Consider the following 20,886-nt stretch of genomic DNA (forward strand, 5'->3'; position numbering starts at 1 on the left):
TCACCCAAGGGCGCGGAGCGAGCCCAGGGTTTCGATCGGTCTTCTAGGCGGCCCAGTGCGCCGGGCGGGTCAGGGTGCCCGGCAGCCGGGTGGCCGCGTCGCCCCTGGCCGCGTTGAGCTGGGGCTGGGTGAGGAAGACGCAGTCGGTGAGGTCGGCGCCGGACAGGTCGGCGTCCCGCAGGTCGGCACCGATGAGGTCGGCGAACCGAAGATCGGCGCCGGAGAGGTCGGCGGCGATGAGGTAGGCCCCGCGCAGGCTGACGCCCCTGAGGTCGGCCCCCTTGAGCCTCGCGCCGATGAGGTCGGCGCCCCTGCGGTCCTTCTTCTTGCGCCGTACGCCCGCCCGCGCGAGCTCGCTCGTGCGCAGCAGCAGCGTGTTGACGACCTGCCGGTGGGCCGCGACATCCAGCTCACCGAGGGCCTCGGGGCTCTGACGGGTGAGGCGCTCGGTCTCGTCGAGCACCCGTCGCACCTCCGCGTGGACCGGTCGGGCCGACTCCAGGGTCAGCGCCTCGGTCAGGTACCAGAGCAGCTCGTGAAGTTGTCGCACGACCGGGAAGACCGCGAACATCTCCCGGGCGCTCTCCGGCTCCTGACGCCAGTCCCGCCCGCCGAAGGTGATCTGGGAGACCCTCTGCCCCGCCCCGAAGCAGTCGTAGACGGTGCAGCCGGGATAGCCCTCCCGCCGGAGGCGGGTGTGGATGCCGCAGCGGAAGTCGGCGTCCAGGTTCCGGCAGGGCTTCCCGGCGTCCTTGGTGACGGCGAAGTCCGCGGAGGCGGTGAAGGGCAGGGCCACGCAGCAGAGCCCGAAGCACTGCGCACAGTCGCCCCGCAGGTCCGTCCGCCCCTGCTCGGGTCCCGCGTCATGACGTATCTCGGGCACGGTGTGTGGTTCCTCTTACCTGTCGCTCGATGCCTGCCGGGCCGGGACCCCGGCATCCGACCAGCCATTTTAGGCATCCGCCCGTCCGGCGCCCGGCCACAGCACGCGCCCCGGGCCGGGCCCGGGCCCGGTCGTCGCGTGCCCGGCCCGGTCGTCGCGTGTGCGGCCCTGTCGTCGCGTGCCCGGGTCGCGCACCGGGCCGTCCGCCCTGGCCGGGGCCGACCGTCACCGGCACCGGCACCCGTCGCCCGGGCACCCGGGCACCCGGGCACCCGCCACTGGACACGGACACCGGGCGCCGGGCACCCGCCACCGGGCAGAGTCCGCCGGCCCGGCCGATCACCGCGGTCGGCCCCGGCCGCCGGCGCCTGTCCGGCCACCGGTTTCCCCATCTCTGGGTACCGATCGCCGGGGCCCGGTCACCGGGTCCGACCACCGGGGCCCGTACGGCCCGTACGCCGGGACCCGTACGCCGGGCCCCGACCACCGGACCCGTTCGCCGGGGCACGGGCGTCGCGGCCGGCCGCCCACACCCGGCCCGGTCGCCGTGGCCCCGGCCGGCGCCTTCGTCTCACCCTCCGGCCCGCTGGTCCGTCGCCGTCAGCGCCTCCAGCCCGGCGGGCAGCGGCCGCGCGTGCACCACGCCCAGCCGCTGCGTCGCGCGAGTCAGCGCCACGTACAGATCGCTGGTCCCGAGCTCGGCCGGCTCCACCACGATCACCGCGTCGAACTCCAGGCCCTTGGCCTGCCGGGGGTCGAGCAGCACCACCGGATTGGTCAGGTCCGGGGTGGGGCCGGTGGACGCGCCCGGCAGGGCGGCCGACAGGGCCTCGTGCCGGTCGCGGGCGGCGATCACCGCGAGCCGGCCCACCGCGCGGTCCGCTCGATCCCCGGCCACGGCGTCGGCCACCGCGCGGGGCAGGTCGTCGGCGCGGCACGCCCAGGGCCGTACGCCGGTGGCTCGGACCGAGGTCGGCGGCTCGAAGGAGTCGTCCACGGCGCGGAGCACTCCCGCCGCGATCTCCATGATCTCGGCCGGTGTGCGGTAGTTGACGCCGAGCCGGGTGTGCTCCCAGCGGTCGCCGACGTACGGCGCGAGGATCGCGTCCCAGGAGCCACAGCCGCCGGGTTCCGCGGTCTGCGCCGGGTCGCCGACCAGGGTCATGGAACGGGTCGGGGTGCGGCGCATCAGCAGCCGCCACGCCATCGCGGACAGCTCCTGCGCCTCGTCCACGATGACGTGGCCGAAGGCCCAGGTGCGGTCGGCGGCGGCGCGTTCCGCGGCGCTGCGGTGGTCGGCCTCCTCGTGGCGCTCCGCGAGCGTTTCCGCGTCGATCAGATCGTGGGCGGCGAGCACCTCCGAATCCTCGTCGTCGCGGTCCTCGAACTCCTGGGTGCGGGAGCCGTAGGAGAGGTCGAGCACGCCCTGCGCGTAGGCGATCCGCTCCTGGCGCGCCGCCTCGGCGGCCACGCGGGCCGCCGCGTCGTCTTCCCCGAGGAGCTCGGCGGCCTCGTCCAGCAGCGGCACGTCGGCCGGGGTCCAGTCACCGCCCACCCGCCGGATCGCGGCGGCGTCGGCCTCCGGGAGGTGGACGGGCTCGGCCAGGAAGTCCGCGACCAGTTGCCGGGGGGTGAGGACGGGCCACAGCTCGTCGATGGCGGCGTGCACCTCGGGGCTGTCCGCGACGGCCTTGCCGAGCTGGGCGATGTCGTCCGGGCCCAGCAGGTTCGGGCCGCCGTAGGGGTCGGCGCCCAGCCGGTCGGCCAGTTGGGCGGTGAGGGCGTCGATCAGGTGGAAGGCGAAGTACGGGCGGGCGAGGTTGTGCGGCAGCCGGGTCTCGCGGGCCCGACGCCGTGCCCGCTCCGCCATCTCCACGTCCAGCAGCAGCGCGCCGTCCTCGTGGTCGATCGCGATGACCGGGTCGGGCAGGGACTGCCGGTCCGCCACGAACCGCGCCAGCACCTCGGCCATCTCGGCCCGGCCCTTGACCTCGGCCGCGCGGGGGGTGTCGGTGCCGTGCGCCGTGACGCCGGGGAAGAGCTCGCCGGGCGTGGCGAGCAGCACACCGGTCTCGCCGAGCGAGGGCAGCACCTCCGCGATGTAGCTCAGGAACGCCGGATTGGGCCCGACGATCAGCACCGCGCGGCGGGCGAGCAGTTCGCGGTGCGCGTAGAGCAGGTAGGCGGCGCGGTGCAGCGCGACGGCGGTCTTCCCGGTGCCGGGACCGCCCTCGACGACCAGCACGCCACGGTGCGGAGCACGGATGATCCGGTCCTGGTCGGCCTGGATGGTCCGCACGATGTCGTGCATCCGGCCGGTGCGCGCGGCGTCCAGCGCGGCGAACAGCACGGCGTCCGCGTCGGCGCCCTCGTGCCCGGTCCGTATGGTGTCGGAGAGGTCGAGGATCTCGTCGTGCAGGGCGGTGACCCGCTGCCCCGCGGTGGTGATGTGACGCCGGCGGCGCAGGCCCATGGGGGTGTGGCCGGTGGCGAGGTAGAAGGGACGGGCGACCTCGGCCCGCCAGTCGACGACCAGCGGAGTGCGGTCGGCGTCGTCACGACGGATGCCGATGCGGCCGATGTGGTGGTCGCGGCCGTCCTGGAAAGCCAGCCGGCCGAAGCACAGTCCACGCTCCCCGGCGTCGAAGGCGGCCAGCAGCCCGGACCGCTCGGCGACCAGCACATCGCGCTCCAGCCGCGCCTGGAGACCCGTCTCCTTGCGGGCGAGGGCCTCGGACACGGCCGTTTCGGCGCCGGCCCGCAGTTCGGCGAGACGGCCGTAGAGCAGGTCGATGAATTCCTGCTCACGACGCAATTCCTCGTTTGACAATTCGACTCCCGCTCGGATACGATGACTTCGTCGGGTTTTCTTATGTCTCGATAGCGGCGAGACATGGAAATCCCCAATATACGAGCGAAATCCCCCGGTCGGCAATCCGACCGGGGGATTTCTTTTTCTCCGTACGTCACCTTCCCCACCGAGCGCGCGGGGCGAGCGCGCGGCGCAACAGCCCCAGCAGTGCCCGGGCGGCGGGGCTCGCCGGGCCGTCCGTGCGCCAGGTCAGAGCGATGCGCCCCCGCGGCCCGGGCTCGGTGATCCGTAGGGTGCGCAGGCCGAGCGCCGCGGCCGTTCCCGGCTCCAGCGCTGGGACGATGGCCACCCCCAGGCCACGGGCGGCGAGCTGGGTGAGCAGCGACGGGGCCGCCGCCTCGAAGGCGATACGGGGCCGAAAGCCGGCCTCCGTACAGGCGCGTTCAAGGACCCCGCGCAGCCCGGTGCCGCGCGGCAGGCTGATCAGCGGACGGTCGCGCAGGGCCGCCAGCGGGATGGCCCCGTCGGTGGCGACGGCGGCTTCGGTGACGCTGACGGAGCCGAGGGCGGCGGCGACGGTTTCCGGGACGGCGCCGCTTTCCGGGGCATGGGCGCATTCCGACGCATGGGCGTTCCCCGGGGCTTGGGGGCTCCCCGAGGCATGGGCGTTCCCCGGGGCTTGGGCGTTTTGCGGAGCGGTGGCGCAGAGGGCGGCGCTGACGGATTCGGCGACGGCGGACTCGGTGGTGACGGAGAAGTCCGTGAAGAGGAGCGGGTCGTCGGGGGCGACGGCGGCGACCAGAGGCTGGTCCACCACGATCTGGACGGAGGTGCCCGGCGGCGGGTGCTCGTCGACGAGTCCGAGGATGGCGATGTCGAGCTCACCGCGGCGCAGCGCGGCGAGCATCCGTTCCGAGGTGTCCTCGGTGAGCGCGATATCGACCTGGGGGTGGTCGTCGTGGAACTCGGCCAGGACGGAGGCCACGTCGAACTCGTGGGCGGCGGCGCCGGAGACCAGCCCGATGGTGACCTGACCGCGGAGCAGCCCGGTGAACGCGTCCACCGTCTGCCGCACGCCCTCGGCGGCCGCGAGCGCGGCTCGCGCGTACGGCAGGACGGCCTCGCCCACCTCCGTCGGGGTCACCGAACGGCCGGAGCGGTCGAGCAGCGGTTGCCCGAGCTCCCGCTCCAACTGCCGTATCTGCGCGCTCACCCCGGGCTGCGCCAGGTGCAACCGGGCCGCCGCACGGGTGAAGTTGGCCTCTTCCACGACGGCGACGAAGTAGCGCAGCTGTCGAAGCTCCATAACTGATCATTCTAGTGGCGAGAATTACCGACTCTTGGACTTATGGCGGCGCCGGACACACCCTGGAGGACATGGGGAAAGCGAAGGACGCCGAGGTCAGGGCCGCGATCGCGGCCGAACGCCAGGAGTTGGCCGATCTGTTGGACGGCCTGCCGGAGGAGAGTTGGGACGCGCCGTCGCTGTGCGCGGGGTGGCGGGTGCGGGAGGTGGTGGCCCATATGTCGCTCGGGTTCCGCTACTCGCTGCCGAGGGTGCTCCTGGAGCTGGCCAAGGCGCGCGGCGGACTGCACCGGATGACCGACCGGTGCGCCCGCCGGGACGCGGCGGCCCACTCCCCACGGCAACTCGCCGGCTGGCTCCGCGACAACGCCCACCACCCCTGGACTCCCCCGGTGGGCGGCTTCGCGTCGGCGCTGGGCCACGACGTGGTGCACGGCCTGGACATCACGGTGCCGCTGGGCCTGGAACGCCGGGTCCCCGAGGACCGGCTGCGCGTTCTGCTGCGGAACGTGACCCCTTCGTCCGTCAGGTTCTTCGGCGCCGAACTCGACGGCGTCGAACTCCGCGCCGACGACCTGGACTGGTCCTTCGGCTCCGGCGCGCCCCTCGTCGGCGCCGCGCAGGACCTGTTGCTGCTCGCCTTCGGCCGCAGGCTCCCGGCGGGCCGCCTCAGCGGCGAGCCGGCCGACCGCTTCGCGCTGCCCCTCGGCTGAGGGGTCGGTTGCCCCGGCGCCGGGGGGCGGTCACCTCGACGCAAGGGACGGTCGCCTCCGCTGAGGGGACGGGCTCCTCGTCCTCTCGCCGAGGCGCCGGCGCCTGGAGGCAGGGGAGCGGCGTGCGCGGGGGTGCTGGGCGCGGCACGTGCCGGTAGCGGAACGGGGCGCGGTCCGCCCCCACCCATGCGCGATCCGCCCCCTACCCGTACTACTTGAGAGCTACGCCGAAGGTGCACTCCGCGGCGGGACGCCGACCACACGGGCTGGATCTTAGTTTCGTGCCGGAAGGACGATCGACGCCCGGCACGGAAGGACCCTTCGCCCATGCCGCTCCGCCCGCACAGCGACCACCCGCTTCGCCCGCGCGACCAACGGCGGTCGCGCCCGCGCGACCACCGGCCGCTCCGCCCGCGGCGGAACCGGCTCACCCGGACCCTGTTCGCCGTGCTCGTCGCCGCGTCGGTGGTCCTGCCGGTGGCGGGCGCGGCCACGCCCGCGGACGTCCCGGCCCCCGCCCCCACGGCGCTTGGGCCGTTGCGGGACGCGAGCCCGGCCGCGCTCGCCGGGCGGTACGCGGCCAGCCGGGCCGACATTCGGGCGGCCCAGCGGATGGCGGCCGGGCACGGGGACCACAGACGGGCCGCCGCGCTGCGGGCCATGGCGGACCCGGCGCGTCATTTCCTCTCCTTCGACGGCCGTGACGGGGGCCGCGGCGCCGAGGTCTTCGGCGACCTGTCCTCGGCCGTGCGGATCGCCGTGCTGGTCCCGGGTTCGGACACCAGCCTCGACCACTACGGGCGTCTGCGGAGCGGCGCGAGGGCGCTGCGGCGGGAGTTGGGCGACGGGTCGGCCGTCATCGCCTGGCTCGGGTACCGCACACCGAGCACGGTGAGCCCGGACGTGCTGACCACCGAGACGGCCGACGACGCCGTTCCCGCGCTGCGCTCCTTCGTCACGGAGGTGCGGGCGGCGCGCCCCGCCGCCCGGATGTCGCTCCTGTGCCACTCCTACGGGTCGGTCGTCTGCGGCAGGGCCGCGTCCGAGGTGGATGTCGCGGACATCGTGCTCTATGGCAGCCCGGGAGCCGGTGCGGACTCCGTCTCCGCTCTGCGTACGCGGGCCACCGTCTGGGCCGGCCGGGGCGGCGCCGACTGGATAGCCGACGTGCCGCACACCCGGCTGTGGACGCCCCTGGCCACCCTCGGGCTCGGGGCCGACCCGGTCTCTCCGGGGTTCGGAGCGCGCGTCTTCCCGAGCGGCGACGGCGGCCATAGCGACTATCTGACGTCCGGTTCGGTGGCGCTCGCGAACATCGCCCGGATCGCGGCCGGTCAGGCCCCGACAGGGGAGGTCCGGCATGCGTGAGCTGATCCGTCGGATCGATGCCGCGACCCCGCCCGGCCGCGACCGCGCGGTCGACGGGCTGCGCGCCCTCGCCATCCTCGGCGTGGTGCTGGGGCACTGGCTGGTGACGGCCCTGGTGACCGACAGCGGCACGATACGCGGCGCCGGCCCGCTCCAGCGGATGCCCCAGCTGGCGCCGGTCTCCTGGGTGTTCCAGACCCTGGCGGTCTTCTTCCTGGTGGGCGGGGAGGTCGCGGCGCGCGGCCACGCCGCGGCCCGGGCCGGGGGCGCGACATACGGGCAGTGGGTCGGGGCCCGCATGGCGCGGCTGTTCCGGCCGGTCGCGGCCCTGCTGGCGGTGTGGGCCCTGGTGGGGGGCGGGATGCTCGCCTCCGGGGTGGAGTGGGGGACGGTGCGGACCCTGTGCAGGCTCGCGGTGGCCCCGCTCTGGTTCCTGCTGGTGTTCGCGGCGTTGACGGCGGCGACGCCGTTGGTGGCCAGGGTGCATCCGCTGTGGCCGCTGGCCGTGGTGCTCCATGTCGATCTGATCCGCTTCGGCGGTCTGGGCGGCCCCGACTGGCTGCCGTGGGTCAACGAGGCTGCCGGCTGGATGGTGCCGTACTGCCTGGGCGCCGCCTGGGCGCGGGGCGCGCTGCGGTCCCGCGGGACGGGCTGGGCGCTGCTGTGCGGGGGTGTGGCCGCCACCGCCGTCCTGGTGCTGGGGGCCGGCTATCCCGCCGCGATGGTCGGCGTGCCCGGTGCCGAGGTATCCAACCTCGCCCCGCCCACCCTGGCCGCCGTCTGCTTCGGTCTCGCGCAGTGCGGGGCGGCCCTGCTGTTGCTCGGTCCGCTGCGCCGGGTCCTGCGGCGCCCCGCCGTCTGGGCGGTGGTGGCACTGGTCAACCTGTCGGCCATGACGGTCTTCCTCTGGCACCAGACGGCGATGATGGCCGTCACCTCCCTCGGGCTGTTGGCGGGCCGGCCGTTGCCCGGTCTGCACACCGTTCCCGACGGGGCCGGCTGGGTGATCACCCGGATAGTCTGGCTGCCGGTGTTCGCGGTGGCGCTCCTGGCGTGCTGGGCCGCGTTTCACGCGTACGAGCAGGGCGGCAGGGGTCGGGGCGGCGGGAGTCGGGTGGTGTGCGGGCGACCGCCCGGTCGGATGACGGCGGTGCCGATACCTGACGGTGACGGAGTGAGGGGGGAGGCCCCGTGATGCACGCGCCACGCGTGACGGACGGGAAGGGGCGGGGCGGCCCGCGGGCCGGTGAGCGGCTGACGGCCGCCGTGCGGTCGGTGCCCCGCGCCCTGCGCGAGGACCTGTGGACGGTGGCCCGCGACCCGCTGCCCCGGCTTCGGCTGCTGGGATGGCTGCCCCACGTGCACGTGGTGCTGTTCGCGGTGGGAATGCTCCTCCTCAACCTCGGCGAGCGTCCCTCGACGGTCGAGCCCTCGGCAGCCGTGTGGCTCATCGTCGTGGCCCAGTCGGCGACCGTGGTCCTCGCCCTGGTCCGCCCGGTGCCCGCCTGGTGGCTGTCGACGATCGGGGTCTTCGTGACCGTGTCGGCAGAGCCGCACGGCGCTCCATGGCCCTCGAACGTGGCGGCTGTCGCCCTGCACACCATGGTGCTGCTCCTCCTCTCCCTGCGGGTCCGGCTACGGGCCGCCGTCGAGGCGCTGGCCATCACCATCGCCTCGGGACTGGTCTCCGCCGCCGTCACCGTCCAGGGGCAGCATCAGAACGTCATGAGCTGCGCGGTGTTCTTCACGACGGCGGTGATCGTCGGCGCCTCGTTGCGCACCGGGCGGGTGGCTCGCAGGCGGCTGGTCGAGCAGGAGGTCCTCACCGCCGAGGAGCGGGCCCGGCGCACCCTGCTGGAGGAGCGCGGCCGCATCGCCCGCGAGCTGCACGACGTGGTGGCCCACCACATGTCGGTGATCTCCATTCAGGCGCAGGTCGCCCCGCACCTGGTCCAGGATCCGCCGGAGGAGCTGAAGGAGAATCTCGCCGGCATCCGCCAGAACGCCGTCGAGGCGTTGACCGAACTGCGGCGGGTGCTGGGCGTGCTGCGCTCCGAGGAGGCGCCCGCCGAGGGCGAGCGGCACACCCCGCAGCCCACCCTCGACCGGCTGGACGAGCTGATAGGGAACGTCCGCGGTGCCGGGCTCACGGTCGCCGCCGAGACCACGGGCGACCCGAGGGCGCTGTCGCCGGGGCTGGAGCTGTCGGCGTTCCGCATCATCCAGGAGGCGCTCAGCAACGCGATGCGGCACGCGCCCGGTTCCCGGGTGAAGGTCGCTCTCGCCTACCATCCCGCGGGGCTGACGGTGGGGGTGTCCAACACGGCGCCCGACCGGCCCGGCTCACCCTCGCCCGGCACCGGCACCGGCCACGGCCACGGCCACGGCCTCCTGGGCATGCGTGAGCGCACCGCCCTGCTCGGCGGCGACCTCGTCACCGGCCCCACCCCGGACGGCGGCTATGAGGTGACCGCCTTCCTCCCCGCTCCCGCCCCCGCCGTCGCGGGGAGCTCCACCGACCCCGTGAGAGGCAGTTCATGACGTCACCCATCCGCGTGCTGATCGCCGACGACCAGGTGATGGTCCGTCAGGGGTTCACGGTCCTCCTGAACGCGGAGCCGGACATCGAGGTCGTCGGACAGGCCGTGGACGGCCTCGACGCGGTCGCCCAGGTCGCCGAGCTGGCCCCGGACGTCGTCCTCATGGACATCCGCATGCCCCGCCTCGGTGGCATCGAGGCGACTCAGCGGATCACGTCCCCGGCCGACGCGGCCGTCAAGGTGCTCATCCTGACCACCTTCGACCTGGACGAGTATGTGTACGAGGCACTCCGCGCGGGCGCCTCCGGCTTCCTCCTCAAGGACGCCTCGGCCGCGGAGCTCGCCCAGGCGGTGCGCGTGGTGGCCGCGGGCGAGGCGCTGCTCGCCCCCACGGTCACCAAGCGCCTCATCGCCGAGTTCTCCCGGGTGACGGCCGCTCCCCGGGCCCCGCTCAAGCAGCGGGTGGGTGATCTGACGGACCGGGAGACCGAGGTCCTCTCGCTGATCGCACAGGGCCTGTCCAACGCCGAGATCGCCACGCGCCTGGTGGTCGCGGAGCAGACCGTCAAGACCCATGTGAGCCGCATCCTGGTGAAGTTGGGCCTGCGTGACCGGACGCAGGCCGCGGTCTTCGCCTACGAGACGGGTCTGGTGCGCCCGGCCGGTTATTGAGGTCCAGCCCCTCCGGCGCGGGACCCTCCGCGGTGTCGTCGGCGTTTCATCAGCTGGCTCGCGCCTGACTCCTGGTACGGGAACAACTGACTGTCAGTCACCGAGGGCCCGGCGGCGGTCGGCACCACGCGCGCCCTGCCGCCCCTCCGGTGAGACGTCGGCGGCGTACCGGCGCAGCTTTCGGAATCCATCATTCCGTCCTGTTTTCCACCGTAGCCCCGGGCGTGGCATGATCACGCAATCGAACCGCTCATGGACGAGCTCCAGGGGCGGTCGTCCTTCATCCCGTTGACGTGTGACACGGACCCATGCCCGCCTTTCCGGCGGCTCCTTGCGGCCCGTCCCCACCCCACGCCCCCGAGGATCCACGTTGCGCAAGCTACGCAAGATATCCAGACCCGCCGTGCTGCCCGCGCTCAGTGCCCTGGCGCTGCTCGCCGTCGGCTGCTCGGCCACCGGAGCGTCCGACACGACCGACGCCGGGCGGGCCGCCGACTCCCGGCCGACCGCTCCCGTGTCCGCGACGCCCGAGGCCCGCGACGCCCACGACGCCGGACAGCTCGCGGTCGGCAAGGCTCCCACCGCGTCGGCCACCCCGACCGCCGTCGCGCGTCCGAGCGGCGGCGGCCAGCCGGCCCGCAAGTCCGCTCTGAAGATCAGCTCGTTCGACCGGAACAGCGGACGCGCCGTCATCTCCCGTCCCACGCGCCCCGCGTCGAAGGCCACCCCGAAGGCGGAGGCCGGGCAGACACCCGCCACCGGCTCCGGGGCGGACGACCAGAACGTGGCCGTGGGCGACATCGTCGCCAGCGCGCCCACCCCCGGCGCCCCCGACGGCGTCCTCGCCAAGGTCACCCAGGTGCTCGGCACCACCGCGCAGGGCACCGAGGTGAAGACCGCCCCGGCCACCCTCAACGCGCTGCTGGGCAGCGCCAAGGCGCGCGGACAGGTGCCCGTGGACCCGGCCTCCGTCGAGGTCGAACCGCTGGTCAAGGGCGTCAAGGTGTCCTGGACGGCGAACGGCGGCGTGCACTCCGGGCCGCAGGGCACCAAGGTGCCGCTGGGCAATCTGCGGCTTGACGTCGGCACCGGGATCGCCACCGCCGAGGACGCCCCGGTCTCCGCCAGCGCGTCGGTCTCCGGCTTCGTGCAGCTCGCCCCCGAGGTCGAGTTCTCCTACGACGGCTCCGGCGGCGCCGGCTCGCCGGGCGGCGCGTACCTGGGCCTGGCCGGCGACTGGTCCTCGCAGTGGCAGCTGAAGGGCCAGGCGGCCGCCCGCACCCCGGAGGGCAAGCCGCTGCGGATGCCGTTCGCCAAGCTGCACGCCGACCCGGTCATCCAGGTCGGCCCGGTCCCGGTCGTCGTCAATCTCGACCTCACCTGCTACCTGGCGGTGGACGCCGACGGCAAGGTCAGCGTCGACGTCAAGGAGGAGCTCAAGGGCGACTTCCGCGTCGGCGGCAGCTACAGCCGGGCCAAGGGCTGGAAGACCGTCAGCGAATCCGACATCAAGGCGTCCCCGGTGAAGGCCAGCGTCGCGGCGGCGGGCAAGGTCAAGGCCACGCTGGGCGCCGAGGCCACCGTCGGCCTGTACGGCGCGGCGGGCGTGACCGCCGAACTCGCCCCCTATCTGCGCGGCGAGGCCGAGGTCAGCGCCACCGGCTCCAGCGACGGCACCGGCTCCGCCGTGGGCCACTGGCTGGTCGCGGGCGGCGTCGACCTGTCCGGAGCGCTCCAGTTCCAGTTGAAGATCTTCGGTACGCCGATCTTCGAGAAGCGGATCCCACTCGGCGGCCTGCACCACGAGTGGAAGCTCGCCGAGGGCGGCGGGTCGGTCCGCACCGGCCCGACCAAGCGCGGCCGCTGACCGCTCGCGCGAGATCCCCACGGCCGCCCGGCCGGCGGGTGTGCCCGGACCACCCGAGCACGCCCGCCGGCCCCCGCCGCGGTAGTCCGCGGCGGGAGCGGCCGGCCGGTCAGCGGGTGGTGTAGCCGCCGTTGCCTTTGAAGCCGTGCTCCAGGGCGATGTCCGCGATCGGTCGGTTCGTGGGTGGCTTGATGCGCGAACCACTCACACCGCCCATCTTCACCCGCTCCCTCCCAGAACGCCTCCCGGCTCTCCCGGAACGCCTCCCGGGTCTCGTGGAGCGCCGTCCGGCTCCAGGGGAAGGCCATCCCCCCGGCCGGGGGCGGCCGCTCACCGAGCCGGGGTGATCATCTCGGCGAGGGCGGCGATGGGTGGCCACGACCACTGGCCGGCGCGCGCGACCAGGAAGCTACGGCGGGTGCCGGCGAGCGGATCCAGCACCCGGAAGGCCACGTCCCGCCGCCCCCGCTCGATGCCGGACTCGGCGAGCAGCGCCACCCCGAGCCCCGCGCCCACCAGACTGTTGACCAGGTGCAGGCTGTCCACACGGTGGGCGATCCGCGGCGCGAAGCCGGCGAACGCGCACACGCGCTGCACCAGCTCGTCGTCGTCGGTGCCGCGCGAGTTGGCGATCCAGCCGGTGGTGGCGAAGTCCGCCAGCCCGGACACGGCGATGGGCCGGTCGGCGTGCGGATGGTCCGCGGGGACGGCGAGATACAGCGGCTGCTCCTCGAACTGCCGGGCGCTGAGCTCGGGCGGCAGCGTGCGCGGCACCCGGCTGTAGTCGTAGACCACGCCGAGGTCGATGCCGCCGGAGCGCAGCAGCTCCACGGTGTGCTCCGGCTCGTGCTCGTTCACCTCCACCTCGACCCGCGGATGCCTGCGCCGCAGCCGGGACAGGGCGGGCAGCACCACCGGTTCGACCGCCGTGAAGAAGGTCGCCAGCCGCACCCGTCCGACGGGCTCCGCCTCGCCGTGCAGCTCCGCTCGGGCCTCCTCCACCGCGGCGAGGATGCCCACGGCGTGCTCGACCAGGCGCTCCCCCGCCGGCGTCAGCCGCACCCGGCGGCCGACGGGGGTGAGCAGCGGCACCCCGACCTCCTGCTCCAGCACGGCCAGGTGCTTGGAGACCGCCGACGTCCCGTACCCGGTGCCCTCCGCCACCGCCGCCATGGTGCCGAGCCGGTGCAGCTCGACCAGCAGTCGGAGCCGGCCCAGGTCCGGGAGCTGTCGCATCGCCTCTACCGCCACCCCGACATCGTCCACTACCGGTGGACGATACGTCCACAACCAGCCCGTGGACAGAAATGGACGGGAAACGATCAAATGACCGGGTGACAGCCAGCACCGCCCCCGCCCCGAGCGCCTCCTCCCCCGGCGTCTCCTCCCCCAGCACCGCCGCGGCAGGAGCCGTCCCGGCGCGCCCGTCGCCGGAGGTGACGTCGGAGGGGGCGTCCCGAGGCAGCGCCCCGAAGCATCCCGGGAGCCACCGTGTGCCGGGGCCCGCGCTCCTCCTCGTCGCCATGGCCGTGCTGCACACCGGTGGCGCGCTGGCGACCGAGCTGTTCGGCTCCCTCGGGCCGGCCGGGACCACCTGGCTCCGCCTGTCCTTCGCCGCCGTGATGCTCCTCGCCTTCACCGGGCGGTCCCTGTGGCACGTGGTGCGGACGGCGCTCCGGGCCGACCTGCTGGCGACCTGTCTGCTGGGCGCGGTGAGCGCGGGCATGATGCTGCTGTTCTCCGAGGCCGCCGCCCGACTGCCGCTGGGCACCGCCACCGCGCTGGAGTTCCTCGGCCCGCTCGCCGTCGCCGTGGCGGCGTCACGACGGCCCAGGGAGCTCGCCTGGCTCGGGCTGGCCGCCTCCGGCGTCCTGCTCCTCACCTCGCCCTGGGGCGGCGCCGCCAGCCTCGCCGGGGTCCTCTTCGGTCTGGGCTCCGCGGCCTGCTGGGCGCTCTACGTCATCGGCACCGCCCACGTGGGCAGCCGCTTCTCCGCCCAGCACGGCCTCGCCATCTCGCTGGCGGTCGCCACCGTGGTCGCCGCGCCGTTCGGCGCCCCCGGCGTCGTCACGGGCGTGACCTGGGAGACGGCCGCCGCCGCGGCGGGCATCGCCGTACTCATGCCGCTGGTGCCGTTCCTGCTGGAGATGATGGCCCTCCAGCGCATGGGGAAGACCGCCTACGGCACGCTGGCCGGGCTCGAACCGGCGGTGAGCATGCTGGCCGGTGTGGTTCTCATCGCCCAGACCCCCGACCTCCAGCAGCTCGCCGGCACCGTGCTGGTGGTCGTCGCCGGCATCGGCGCCGCGCGCGCGGACTCGTCCCGGGCCTGAGCCCCCCGGCCCGGGCACACCCCGTCCAGCGTCGCGAAGCGCGTTCGTGCGCCGCGCCCGGTCATGGGCGCGGCGCACGCGCTGCGGCTGGTGGTGCTTCCGGGGCTCATGTCAGCACCGGATCAGCCCGGCGCCCGGCTCGTCTCAGCGCTGACTCACCCGGACCACGCGCAGCTGGGGCGATGCCAGGATGTCCTTCTCGCAGAAGCGGGCGGTCACCATCCGGCCGGCCGAGAAGAGCTCGGTCTGGTCGCTGTAGTGCGGCGACCCGGGGTTGGCGGACTGGGAGTACGACAGCACGGTGCGGGCGATCGGGCACGGGCCGCCGTCGAAGCCGACGGCTTGGATGTAACTGGATCCGAACGGCACCTCGGCATAGCCGCCGCGCGCCGGGTCCCACTCGGCATCGATCATGTTCCAGACGCCCAGCGCCTCCGGGCCGCCCCCGATCGGGATGCGCTTGCCGTTGCGTTCGACGAACTGGTGCCGGCCCAGCGGGGCGTCGAGAGCGATCTTCGCGGCGCGCAGCTCGGCCACGGTGTCCGCCAGCGCGCGGGCGAAGGCGGGGTGTCCGGTGTTGAGCGTGTTCGGCGTGGTCAACGGCTTGGCCGGGTCGAAGGGCACGCGCCACAGCTCCGCCTCCGGCACCTTGGCGACCAGCCGGCCGGCGAAGCGCTCGAAGAGCAGGGCGCCCTTGCTGCCCGTGCGCATGGTGCGGTCCCAGCGGGCCAGGACGCGGCACGCCGCGGAGACGTCGACGACCGTACCGTCGCTGCCGGTCGCCCGCCCGCCCGGCAGCTCGGCGCAGGCCGCCGCCGCGTCGCCGGCGGTCAGTGCGCCGGTGGGCGAGCGGTCGGCGAACTGCTGCCGCTGGAGGTCGGCCACGGTCAGCCCGCCGCGCTTCGCCAGGGTGGAGACGTCCTCGACGGCGCCGCGCGTCCGCAGCGAGCGGCTGGTGCCGGTGTCGCCGAAGATCCGCGGGTATCCGGTCAGCGGGCGGTCCGCGTTGGTCAGCCAGGGGCTGTCGTTGGAGTTCTCGGCGTACGGCGCGTCGACCAGGGTCGGCATCCTGGACGGGCCGAACACCCCGGGTTGCAGGGCGTCGGAGTCCCGGCCGAGGGCGCAGCCGCCGCGGGAGCCGTCGAGGACGGCGAGCCCCATGCCCGGGTACGTCTGGCGGCCGAGCGCGGTCGAGCAGCTCTCGGCGAGCGCGTCGGTGACCCGCGGCAGCACCTGCGACTGGGTGTAGAGGCTGTGCCCGCCGGAGTCGGCGGCGACGGTGTTCACCCACGGCAGGCCCTGGGTGCGGCTCAGGGTGCGCTGGATGTCCCGTACGCTCCGCGACGTGCCGAAGCCCAGCGAGGTGTCGGTGAACCGCAGTTGGGCCGCGTTGGGGTCGTTGAGCGCGTACGCCGAACCCTTGGTCCACGGCAGCGGGAACTCCCTCCCCAGGCCGGTCACCACGGGCCCGTACCGGGTCCACCACTGGGTGCGGGTGACCCGGGAGACGGTCCCGTCCTTCGCCCGTACGGGCACCGTGACGGTGCGCTCGGTCATCCGCTGCGGCTTGCCGTCCACCAGGTAGGCGCGCGGGTCGCCGGGGACGAGCTTCAGCTCGTGGAGGCTCAGCGGCACGCCCGTGGCGACGGTGTGGCTCCACGCGACGTCCGCGTTGTAGCCGATCTGGACGACGGGCGAGCCGAGCAGCGAGCCGCCGGAGACGTCGAGTTCGCCGGGGATGGTCTGCTGGGCCTGCCAGAAGCGACGGCCGCCCTGCCAGGGGTAGTGGGGGTTGCCGAGCAGCAGTCCGCGCTTGCCGGCGGTGGTGGCGCCGGAGAAGGCGACGGCGTTGGAGCCCATGCCGGAGTTGCGGGCGGAGAGGACGGCGCGGGCGGCGGCCACGGGGTCCTCGGGGAGGGGCGCGGTGCGCGCGGCGACGCCGGCGGGCGGCCGCGCGTCGGTGATGCCGTCCACCGCCAAGCCCTGACCGCTCAGCAGGATCAGGGCGTAGCCGCGCCGGGCCACGTCGACCGTGGTGATCGGGCGGACCCAGTCCTTGCCCCGGCACGTCGGATCGTCGACCCTGTGCTTCGCCAGCCAGGCGTTGTAGCCGGCGGCCCAGCCGCGCATCAGCTCCTTGCTCTGCCGGGAGGGGCCGGCGGGCGCGGGCTGGGCGAGCATCTTCTCGACGGTCCGCGTGTCGCGTATGCCGGAGAAGAACAGGTCGCTGGAGAGGTTGGTGCCGGCGCTCGACAGCGACCCGTCGGTTCTGCCGTCGGCGCCGAAGTGACGGGAGCGCTCCCCGCGTACGGTGACGAACCCGTCGGCGAGTGTGCAGATCTGGTCGGCGGCCTGGGCCCAGCCGGTGCCGAAGCCGAGGTTCGCGTAGTCCTTGGCGACGATGTGGGGAATGCCGTACTCGGTGTAGCGGATCACGGCGGACAGTCCGCCGCCGGACGCGCGCTCCCCGGCGCGGGCCGTGGCGTCGGCCGCGGTGGCCGGCAGCATCGAGGCCCCGGTCAGCACGGCGAGTCCGCCGACGGTCAGGGCGCGCAGACGATGACGTAAACGCAATTCGACTCCCCTCGGGAGAATCAGGAGAACACTTCATCCTTCTGACTGCGGCAAGGAAGACGCCGCCTGAGGGGAGGAGGTTGTCATGAGGCGGGCCGGGCGGGCCGGTTCGGCCGGCGCGGCTGAGGTGCCCGGGCGGGTCGTCGTCGACGACGACGGGTCGGGCGAGCGCGGGGCCGTCCGGTGGGCCGTGCGGGCGGCCCACCAGGACCGGCCCGGCCTCTAGGTCAGTGGGAGCGCCTCGGCGCCCGACAGCAGCGGAACGAGGGCGTAGTTGCCGTCCCCGGCGCCGCAGGAGGGTCGGGTGTCGGCCGTGTCGGACACGTTCGTCCCCGCCGCGAACCGACCGTCGCTACTCGTCACCACCGTCGAGAAGTGGTTGGTGGCCGAACCGGAGTAGTACATGCACTGGTGCACGTTGACGTACTGACCCGTGGTCAGGTCCAGCGGCTTGACGCCGGACAGCACCGGTACCAGGGCGTAGTTGCCGTCTCCGGCGCCGCAGGACGGCCGGGTGTCGGCCGTGTCGGACACGTTCGTCCCCGCCGCGAACCGACCGTCGCCGCCCGTCACCACGGTGGTGAAGTGGTTGGCGGCCGAACCGGAGTAGTAGACGCACTGGTGCAGGTTGAGATAGCGCCCGGCGGTCACGTCGAGCGCCTTGGTGGCGGACAGCAGGGGGACGGGCGCGTAGTTGCCGTCTCCGGCGCCGCAGGACGGCCCGGTGTCGGCCGTGTCGGACACGTTCGTCCCCGCCGCGAACCGACCGTCGCTACTCGTCACCACCGTCGAGAAGTGGTTGGTGGCCGAACCGGAGTAGTACATGCACTGGTGCAGGTTGAGATAGGTGACGGCCTGTTGCCGCGGCTCGTGGGCGTGGGCCGTCACCGGTGCGAGCAGCAGGGCGGTGGCGCCGGCCGCCGCGGCGAGCCACTTCCTGAGGTGTGCCTTCGGGTGCACGGTGGTTCCCCCTCTCCGCTCCCCCTCGGCGAGGAGCAGGGAAAGGAGAGCACGGCGCGTCGCCCACGGGTCACGACCGCCGACTAATCCACCCGAAGGGGTGGCTCAGGAGCCTTGGGGCGCCTGCTTGCCGGCCCGCCACTCCGGGGCGAGCACCGACCAGACCTCCATGTCGTGCCGCTCTCCTCGGTAGGCGTAGCTCTCGCGCAGCACGCCGTCCTTGGTCATCCCGAGTCGCCGGGCCACGGCGATGCTGGCCGCGTTCGCCGCCGAGACGTGCCATTCGACGCGGTGGATGCCGCGCTCCTCGACGGCCCAGTCGATGAGCAGGCGCACCGCCCTGGTGACCAGGCCCCTGCCGGCGGCCGAGGGCTCCAGCCAGCAGCCCGCCTCGGCGTTGCCCTGGGGGACGTCCATGACCCGGAGGATGACTCCGCCGACCAGCTTGTCGCCGACCCAGATGCCGTGGATCCGCCCGGTGTCGGTCGCGGTCTTGTCCGCGTAGGACTGGAGGTACGCGCGGCTCGACGCCAGGTCCGTGACGATGTCCGGCAGCCCGACGTACCGCCCGATGTACTCCCGTCCCCGGTCGATGTGGGCCAGGAACTCATCGGCCCGCCACGGTTCGAGCGGGCGCAGCTCCGCACCGTCGTCGTCCAGGGATATCGCGTACATCCTCACCCTCCACGGTCGGTACCCGCACAGATTCGCAAGTGATCTTCTCATGGGTCCCCGGCGCATCTTTTGCGCCGTCCGACCACGGCGAACAGACTGCCTTCATGACCGTACGCGACGAATCACGGAGAGTGATATGCGCCCCTTCGGGGTCCGCCGACGGCTGACCGTCGGCGTGCCGACCCTGGCGGCGGTGCTGGCCCTGGGCGGCTATGGGCCGTGCCCGTCCCGCCCGGAGGGGACCGCCGCGGCGTCACAGGGTGCGCGGCGGCTGCCGGAGCGGCAGGCCGTGGCCCCGCTGCGGACCCAGGTGCTCCAGCACCTCCCCCACGACCCACGGGCCTTCACCGAGGGGCTGGAGATGGCCCACGGCATGCTCTACGAGGGCACCGGCGGTCTCGCTCATGGCGACTCCGCCGTCACCGCCGGGCCCGTGGGGCGGCCGCCGGTCCACCGGGCCGAGCTGCCACCCCCGCTCTTCGGCGAGGGCATCACCGTCCTGGGGCGCACGCTGTGGCAGCTCACCTGGCGCGACGGCGTCGCGGTCGAACGGGACGCCCGCACCCTCGCCGAGCGCCGCCGCGTGACGTACACCGGGGAGGGCTGGGGGCTGTGCCACCGACGCCGCGACGGTCGGCTGGTGATGAGCGACGGGTCCGACCGGCTCGCCTTCCGCGATCCGAGCACCTTCGCCGTCACGGGCACGGTCGCCGTCACCGAGCACGGCCGACCCGTGACCGGGTTGAACGAACTCGAGTGCGTCGACGGCGACACGGTCTACGCCAACATCGTCGGGACCGGCCGCCTCGTGCGCATCGACGGCGCCACCGGCGCGGTCACCGGCAGCGTCGACGCCTCACAGCTGCTCACTCCCGCGGAGAGCCGGGAGGCGGGCGAGCTGAACGGCGTCGCGGCCGTGCCCGGGACCGATCAGTTCCTGCTCACCGGCAAGCGGTGGCCGAAGATGTTCCGGGTGCGGTTCGTCGACGTCGGTCTTCGGCTCGGTTCCCCCGAAGGAGGATCGCGCCTCCCACGGGTGGACACGCGGGTGGGGTGGGCGCGCCGGGGAGGTGGGCGACGCCATGACGGGAGCGCCGGCCGGAGCGGGTCCTACAGCCCCTGCCAGGACGGCTTGGCCGCGTAGGTGGCGCGGAAGTAGTCGGCCAGCCGCAGCTTCGCGGCGGCCGCCTCGTCCACCACCACGGTGGCGTGCGGGTGCAGTTGGAGCGCGGAGGCCGGGCACGCCGCGGCGACCGGGCCCTCGACCGACCGGGCCACGGCCTCGGCCTTGCCCGCGCCGGTGGCCAGCAGCACGAGGTGGCGCGAGTCCAGGATGGTGCCGATGCCCTGGGTGATGACGTGGTGCGGCACCTGGTCGATGTCGCCGTCGAAGAAGCGCGCGTTGTCCTGGCGGGTCCGCTCCGTCAGGGTCTTGATCCTGGTGCGCGAGGCGAGCGAGGAACAGGGCTCGTTGAAGCCGATGTGGCCGTCGGTGCCGATGCCGAGCAACTGGAGGTCGACGCCGCCCGCCTCGCCCAGCGCCCGGTCGTACGCCTCGCAGGCCGCCTGCACGTCCTCGGCGCCGCCGTCGGGGCCCAGGAAGGACCCCTCGGTCAGCCCCAACGGCTCCACGACCTGGCGCAGCACGGTCGACCGGTAGCTCTCGGGGTGCCCCGCCGGCAGCCCGACGTACTCGTCGAGCTGGCAGATCCGCGTCCGCGAGACGTCGACGGCGCCGGCCGCGACCTTGGCCGTCAGGGCCTCGTAGACGGGCAGCGGGGTGGATCCGGTGGCGACACCGATCAGGGCGTCCGGCTTGCGGCGCACCAGGGCGGCCATGGCCTCCGCGATGAGCTCGCCGCCTGCCCTGGCGTCCGGAACGATGACAACTTCCACGCTTGGCCTGCCGTTTCTGGGAGTGGGGGTCGGTGGTTCTTAAGCGGTCGGGGGGCCAGCCCACACCGACGGGCCCCCGGCATGCGCCCGTTCAGCCCTCTTCGGAGAGGACTGCTTGTGCGGCGCGGCGTGCTTCGTCGGCGGTGTCGGTGGCGCGGGCGGCGGCCGCGGCGCGTTCGCATTGGGCGAGGGTGTGGTTGGCGAGGGTGGCGCGGACGTAGGGGATGGCGGTGGCGCCCATGGAGAGGCTGGTGACGCCGAGGCCGGTCAGGACGCAGGCCAGGAGG

General features: G+C 73.9%; 17 protein-coding genes and 1 pseudogene. 9 read left to right on the forward strand and 9 right to left on the reverse strand.

Annotated features, from left to right (window positions below; all coding sequences use genetic code 11):
• Window positions 1-43: 43 nt before the first annotated feature.
• The 3 genes from CD790_RS30330 to CD790_RS36335 form a co-directional block, all read right to left on the reverse strand.
• Window positions 44-874 (reverse strand): pentapeptide repeat-containing protein, encoded by an 831-nt coding sequence (locus CD790_RS30330; protein WP_144386608.1) that lies wholly within the window; start codon window positions 872-874, stop codon window positions 44-46.
• A 580-nt stretch (window positions 875-1,454) separates the two neighbouring features.
• A complete protein-coding gene (locus CD790_RS30335) occupies window positions 1,455-3,698 on the reverse strand; it encodes an ATP-binding domain-containing protein (protein ID WP_144386609.1) in 2,244 nt (747 codons plus the stop codon).
• 151 nt (window positions 3,699-3,849) lie between these two features.
• Window positions 3,850-5,001 (reverse strand): LysR family transcriptional regulator, encoded by a 1,152-nt coding sequence (locus tag CD790_RS36335; protein WP_144386590.1) that lies wholly within the window; start codon window positions 4,999-5,001, stop codon window positions 3,850-3,852.
• A 71-nt stretch (window positions 5,002-5,072) separates the two neighbouring features.
• Between CD790_RS36335 and CD790_RS30345 the strand changes: the two genes are divergently transcribed.
• From CD790_RS30345 to CD790_RS30370, 6 genes are all read left to right on the forward strand, one after another.
• Entirely contained in the window at window positions 5,073-5,714 is a 642-nt protein-coding gene (locus CD790_RS30345; RefSeq protein ID WP_144386591.1) for a maleylpyruvate isomerase family mycothiol-dependent enzyme, read from the forward strand.
• 438 nt (window positions 5,715-6,152) lie between these two features.
• The gene (locus CD790_RS30350; protein ID WP_260868014.1) at window positions 6,153-7,082 is read left to right on the forward strand and encodes an alpha/beta hydrolase family protein; all 930 of its coding nucleotides are present in this window, start codon (window positions 6,153-6,155) and stop codon (window positions 7,080-7,082) included.
• A complete protein-coding gene (locus CD790_RS30355) occupies window positions 7,075-8,277 on the forward strand; it encodes an acyltransferase (RefSeq protein ID WP_144386593.1) in 1,203 nt (400 codons plus the stop codon). Before CD790_RS30350 ends, CD790_RS30355 begins: the two co-directional genes overlap by 8 nt.
• Window positions 8,277-9,623 carry a sensor histidine kinase gene (locus CD790_RS30360; protein ID WP_144386594.1) on the forward strand — a complete coding sequence of 449 codons (1,347 nt, stop codon included), beginning with the start codon at window positions 8,277-8,279 and terminating at the stop codon, window positions 9,621-9,623. The genes CD790_RS30355 and CD790_RS30360 overlap by 1 nt, the downstream gene beginning before the upstream one ends.
• Entirely contained in the window at window positions 9,620-10,294 is a 675-nt protein-coding gene (locus tag CD790_RS30365; protein WP_144386595.1) for a response regulator transcription factor, read from the forward strand. Before CD790_RS30360 ends, CD790_RS30365 begins: the two co-directional genes overlap by 4 nt.
• 370 nt (window positions 10,295-10,664) lie before the next feature.
• Window positions 10,665-12,161, forward strand: a complete 1,497-nt coding sequence (locus CD790_RS30370) for a hypothetical protein (protein WP_144386596.1) — start codon at window positions 10,665-10,667, stop codon at window positions 12,159-12,161.
• A gap of 330 nt (window positions 12,162-12,491) precedes the next feature.
• Here CD790_RS30370 and CD790_RS30375 read toward each other — a convergent pair whose 3' ends face one another.
• Window positions 12,492-13,427 carry a LysR family transcriptional regulator gene (locus CD790_RS30375; protein ID WP_260868010.1) on the reverse strand — a complete coding sequence of 312 codons (936 nt, stop codon included), beginning with the start codon at window positions 13,425-13,427 and terminating at the stop codon, window positions 12,492-12,494.
• A gap of 227 nt (window positions 13,428-13,654) precedes the next feature.
• Between CD790_RS30375 and CD790_RS30380 the strand changes: the two genes are divergently transcribed.
• Window positions 13,655-14,494 carry a DMT family transporter gene (locus tag CD790_RS30380; RefSeq protein ID WP_260868011.1) on the forward strand — a complete coding sequence of 280 codons (840 nt, stop codon included), beginning with the start codon at window positions 13,655-13,657 and terminating at the stop codon, window positions 14,492-14,494.
• Window positions 14,495-14,638: 144 nt separating this feature from the next.
• Here CD790_RS30380 and CD790_RS30385 read toward each other — a convergent pair whose 3' ends face one another.
• Window positions 14,639-17,068, reverse strand: coding sequence for a penicillin acylase family protein (locus tag CD790_RS30385; protein ID WP_144386597.1), 2,430 nt, complete (start codon window positions 17,066-17,068; stop codon window positions 14,639-14,641).
• Between the two features lie 85 nt (window positions 17,069-17,153).
• Here CD790_RS30385 and CD790_RS34970 point away from each other — a divergent pair, with 85 nt between their 5' ends.
• Window positions 17,154-17,294: a hypothetical protein gene (locus CD790_RS34970; RefSeq protein ID WP_186319309.1), complete on the forward strand. Its 141-nt coding sequence runs from the start codon at window positions 17,154-17,156 to the stop codon at window positions 17,292-17,294.
• Here the strand turns inward: CD790_RS34970 and CD790_RS30390 are convergent.
• Window positions 17,291-18,028, reverse strand: coding sequence for a hypothetical protein (locus CD790_RS30390; RefSeq protein WP_144386598.1), 738 nt, complete (start codon window positions 18,026-18,028; stop codon window positions 17,291-17,293). The two genes, CD790_RS34970 and CD790_RS30390, sit on opposite strands and share 4 nt — an antisense overlap.
• Window positions 18,029-18,133: 105 nt before the next feature.
• Window positions 18,134-18,703 carry a GNAT family N-acetyltransferase gene (locus tag CD790_RS30395; RefSeq protein WP_144386599.1) on the reverse strand — a complete coding sequence of 190 codons (570 nt, stop codon included), beginning with the start codon at window positions 18,701-18,703 and terminating at the stop codon, window positions 18,134-18,136.
• 136 nt (window positions 18,704-18,839) lie between these two features.
• On the opposite strand from CD790_RS30395, the gene CD790_RS30400 reads away from it, so the two are divergent.
• Window positions 18,840-19,847 carry a glutaminyl-peptide cyclotransferase gene (locus CD790_RS30400; protein WP_144386600.1) on the forward strand — a complete coding sequence of 336 codons (1,008 nt, stop codon included), beginning with the start codon at window positions 18,840-18,842 and terminating at the stop codon, window positions 19,845-19,847.
• Here the strand turns inward: CD790_RS30400 and nagB are convergent.
• Window positions 19,814-20,599 (reverse strand): glucosamine-6-phosphate deaminase, encoded by a 786-nt coding sequence (nagB, locus tag CD790_RS30405; RefSeq protein ID WP_144386601.1) that lies wholly within the window; start codon window positions 20,597-20,599, stop codon window positions 19,814-19,816. The two genes, CD790_RS30400 and nagB, sit on opposite strands and share 34 nt — an antisense overlap.
• Before the next feature lie 91 nt (window positions 20,600-20,690).
• Window positions 20,691-20,886, reverse strand: a pseudogene (locus CD790_RS30410) (phosphoenolpyruvate--protein phosphotransferase); the annotation flags it as partial.

This window comes from Streptomyces sp. SAJ15, from assembly GCF_007595705.1.
GTDB lineage: Bacteria > Actinomycetota > Actinomycetes > Streptomycetales > Streptomycetaceae > Streptomyces.

Excerpts from the sequence above, each read along its gene's own strand:
- CD790_RS30360 (WP_144386594.1), top strand. The coding sequence starts at position 8,277 with ATGCACGCGCCACGCGTGACGGACGGGAAGGGGCGGGGCGGCCCGCGG.
- CD790_RS30355 (WP_144386593.1), top strand. The coding sequence starts at position 7,075 with ATGCGTGAGCTGATCCGTCGGATCGATGCCGCGACCCCGCCCGGCCGC.
- CD790_RS34970 (WP_186319309.1), top strand. The coding sequence starts at position 17,154 with ATGAGGCGGGCCGGGCGGGCCGGTTCGGCCGGCGCGGCTGAGGTGCCC.
- CD790_RS30365 (WP_144386595.1), top strand. The coding sequence starts at position 9,620 with ATGACGTCACCCATCCGCGTGCTGATCGCCGACGACCAGGTGATGGTC.
- CD790_RS30345 (WP_144386591.1), top strand. The coding sequence starts at position 5,073 with ATGGGGAAAGCGAAGGACGCCGAGGTCAGGGCCGCGATCGCGGCCGAA.
- CD790_RS36335 (WP_144386590.1), bottom strand. The coding sequence starts at position 5,001 with ATGGAGCTTCGACAGCTGCGCTACTTCGTCGCCGTCGTGGAAGAGGCC.
- CD790_RS30395 (WP_144386599.1), bottom strand. The coding sequence starts at position 18,703 with ATGTACGCGATATCCCTGGACGACGACGGTGCGGAGCTGCGCCCGCTC.
- CD790_RS30400 (WP_144386600.1), top strand. The coding sequence starts at position 18,840 with ATGCGCCCCTTCGGGGTCCGCCGACGGCTGACCGTCGGCGTGCCGACC.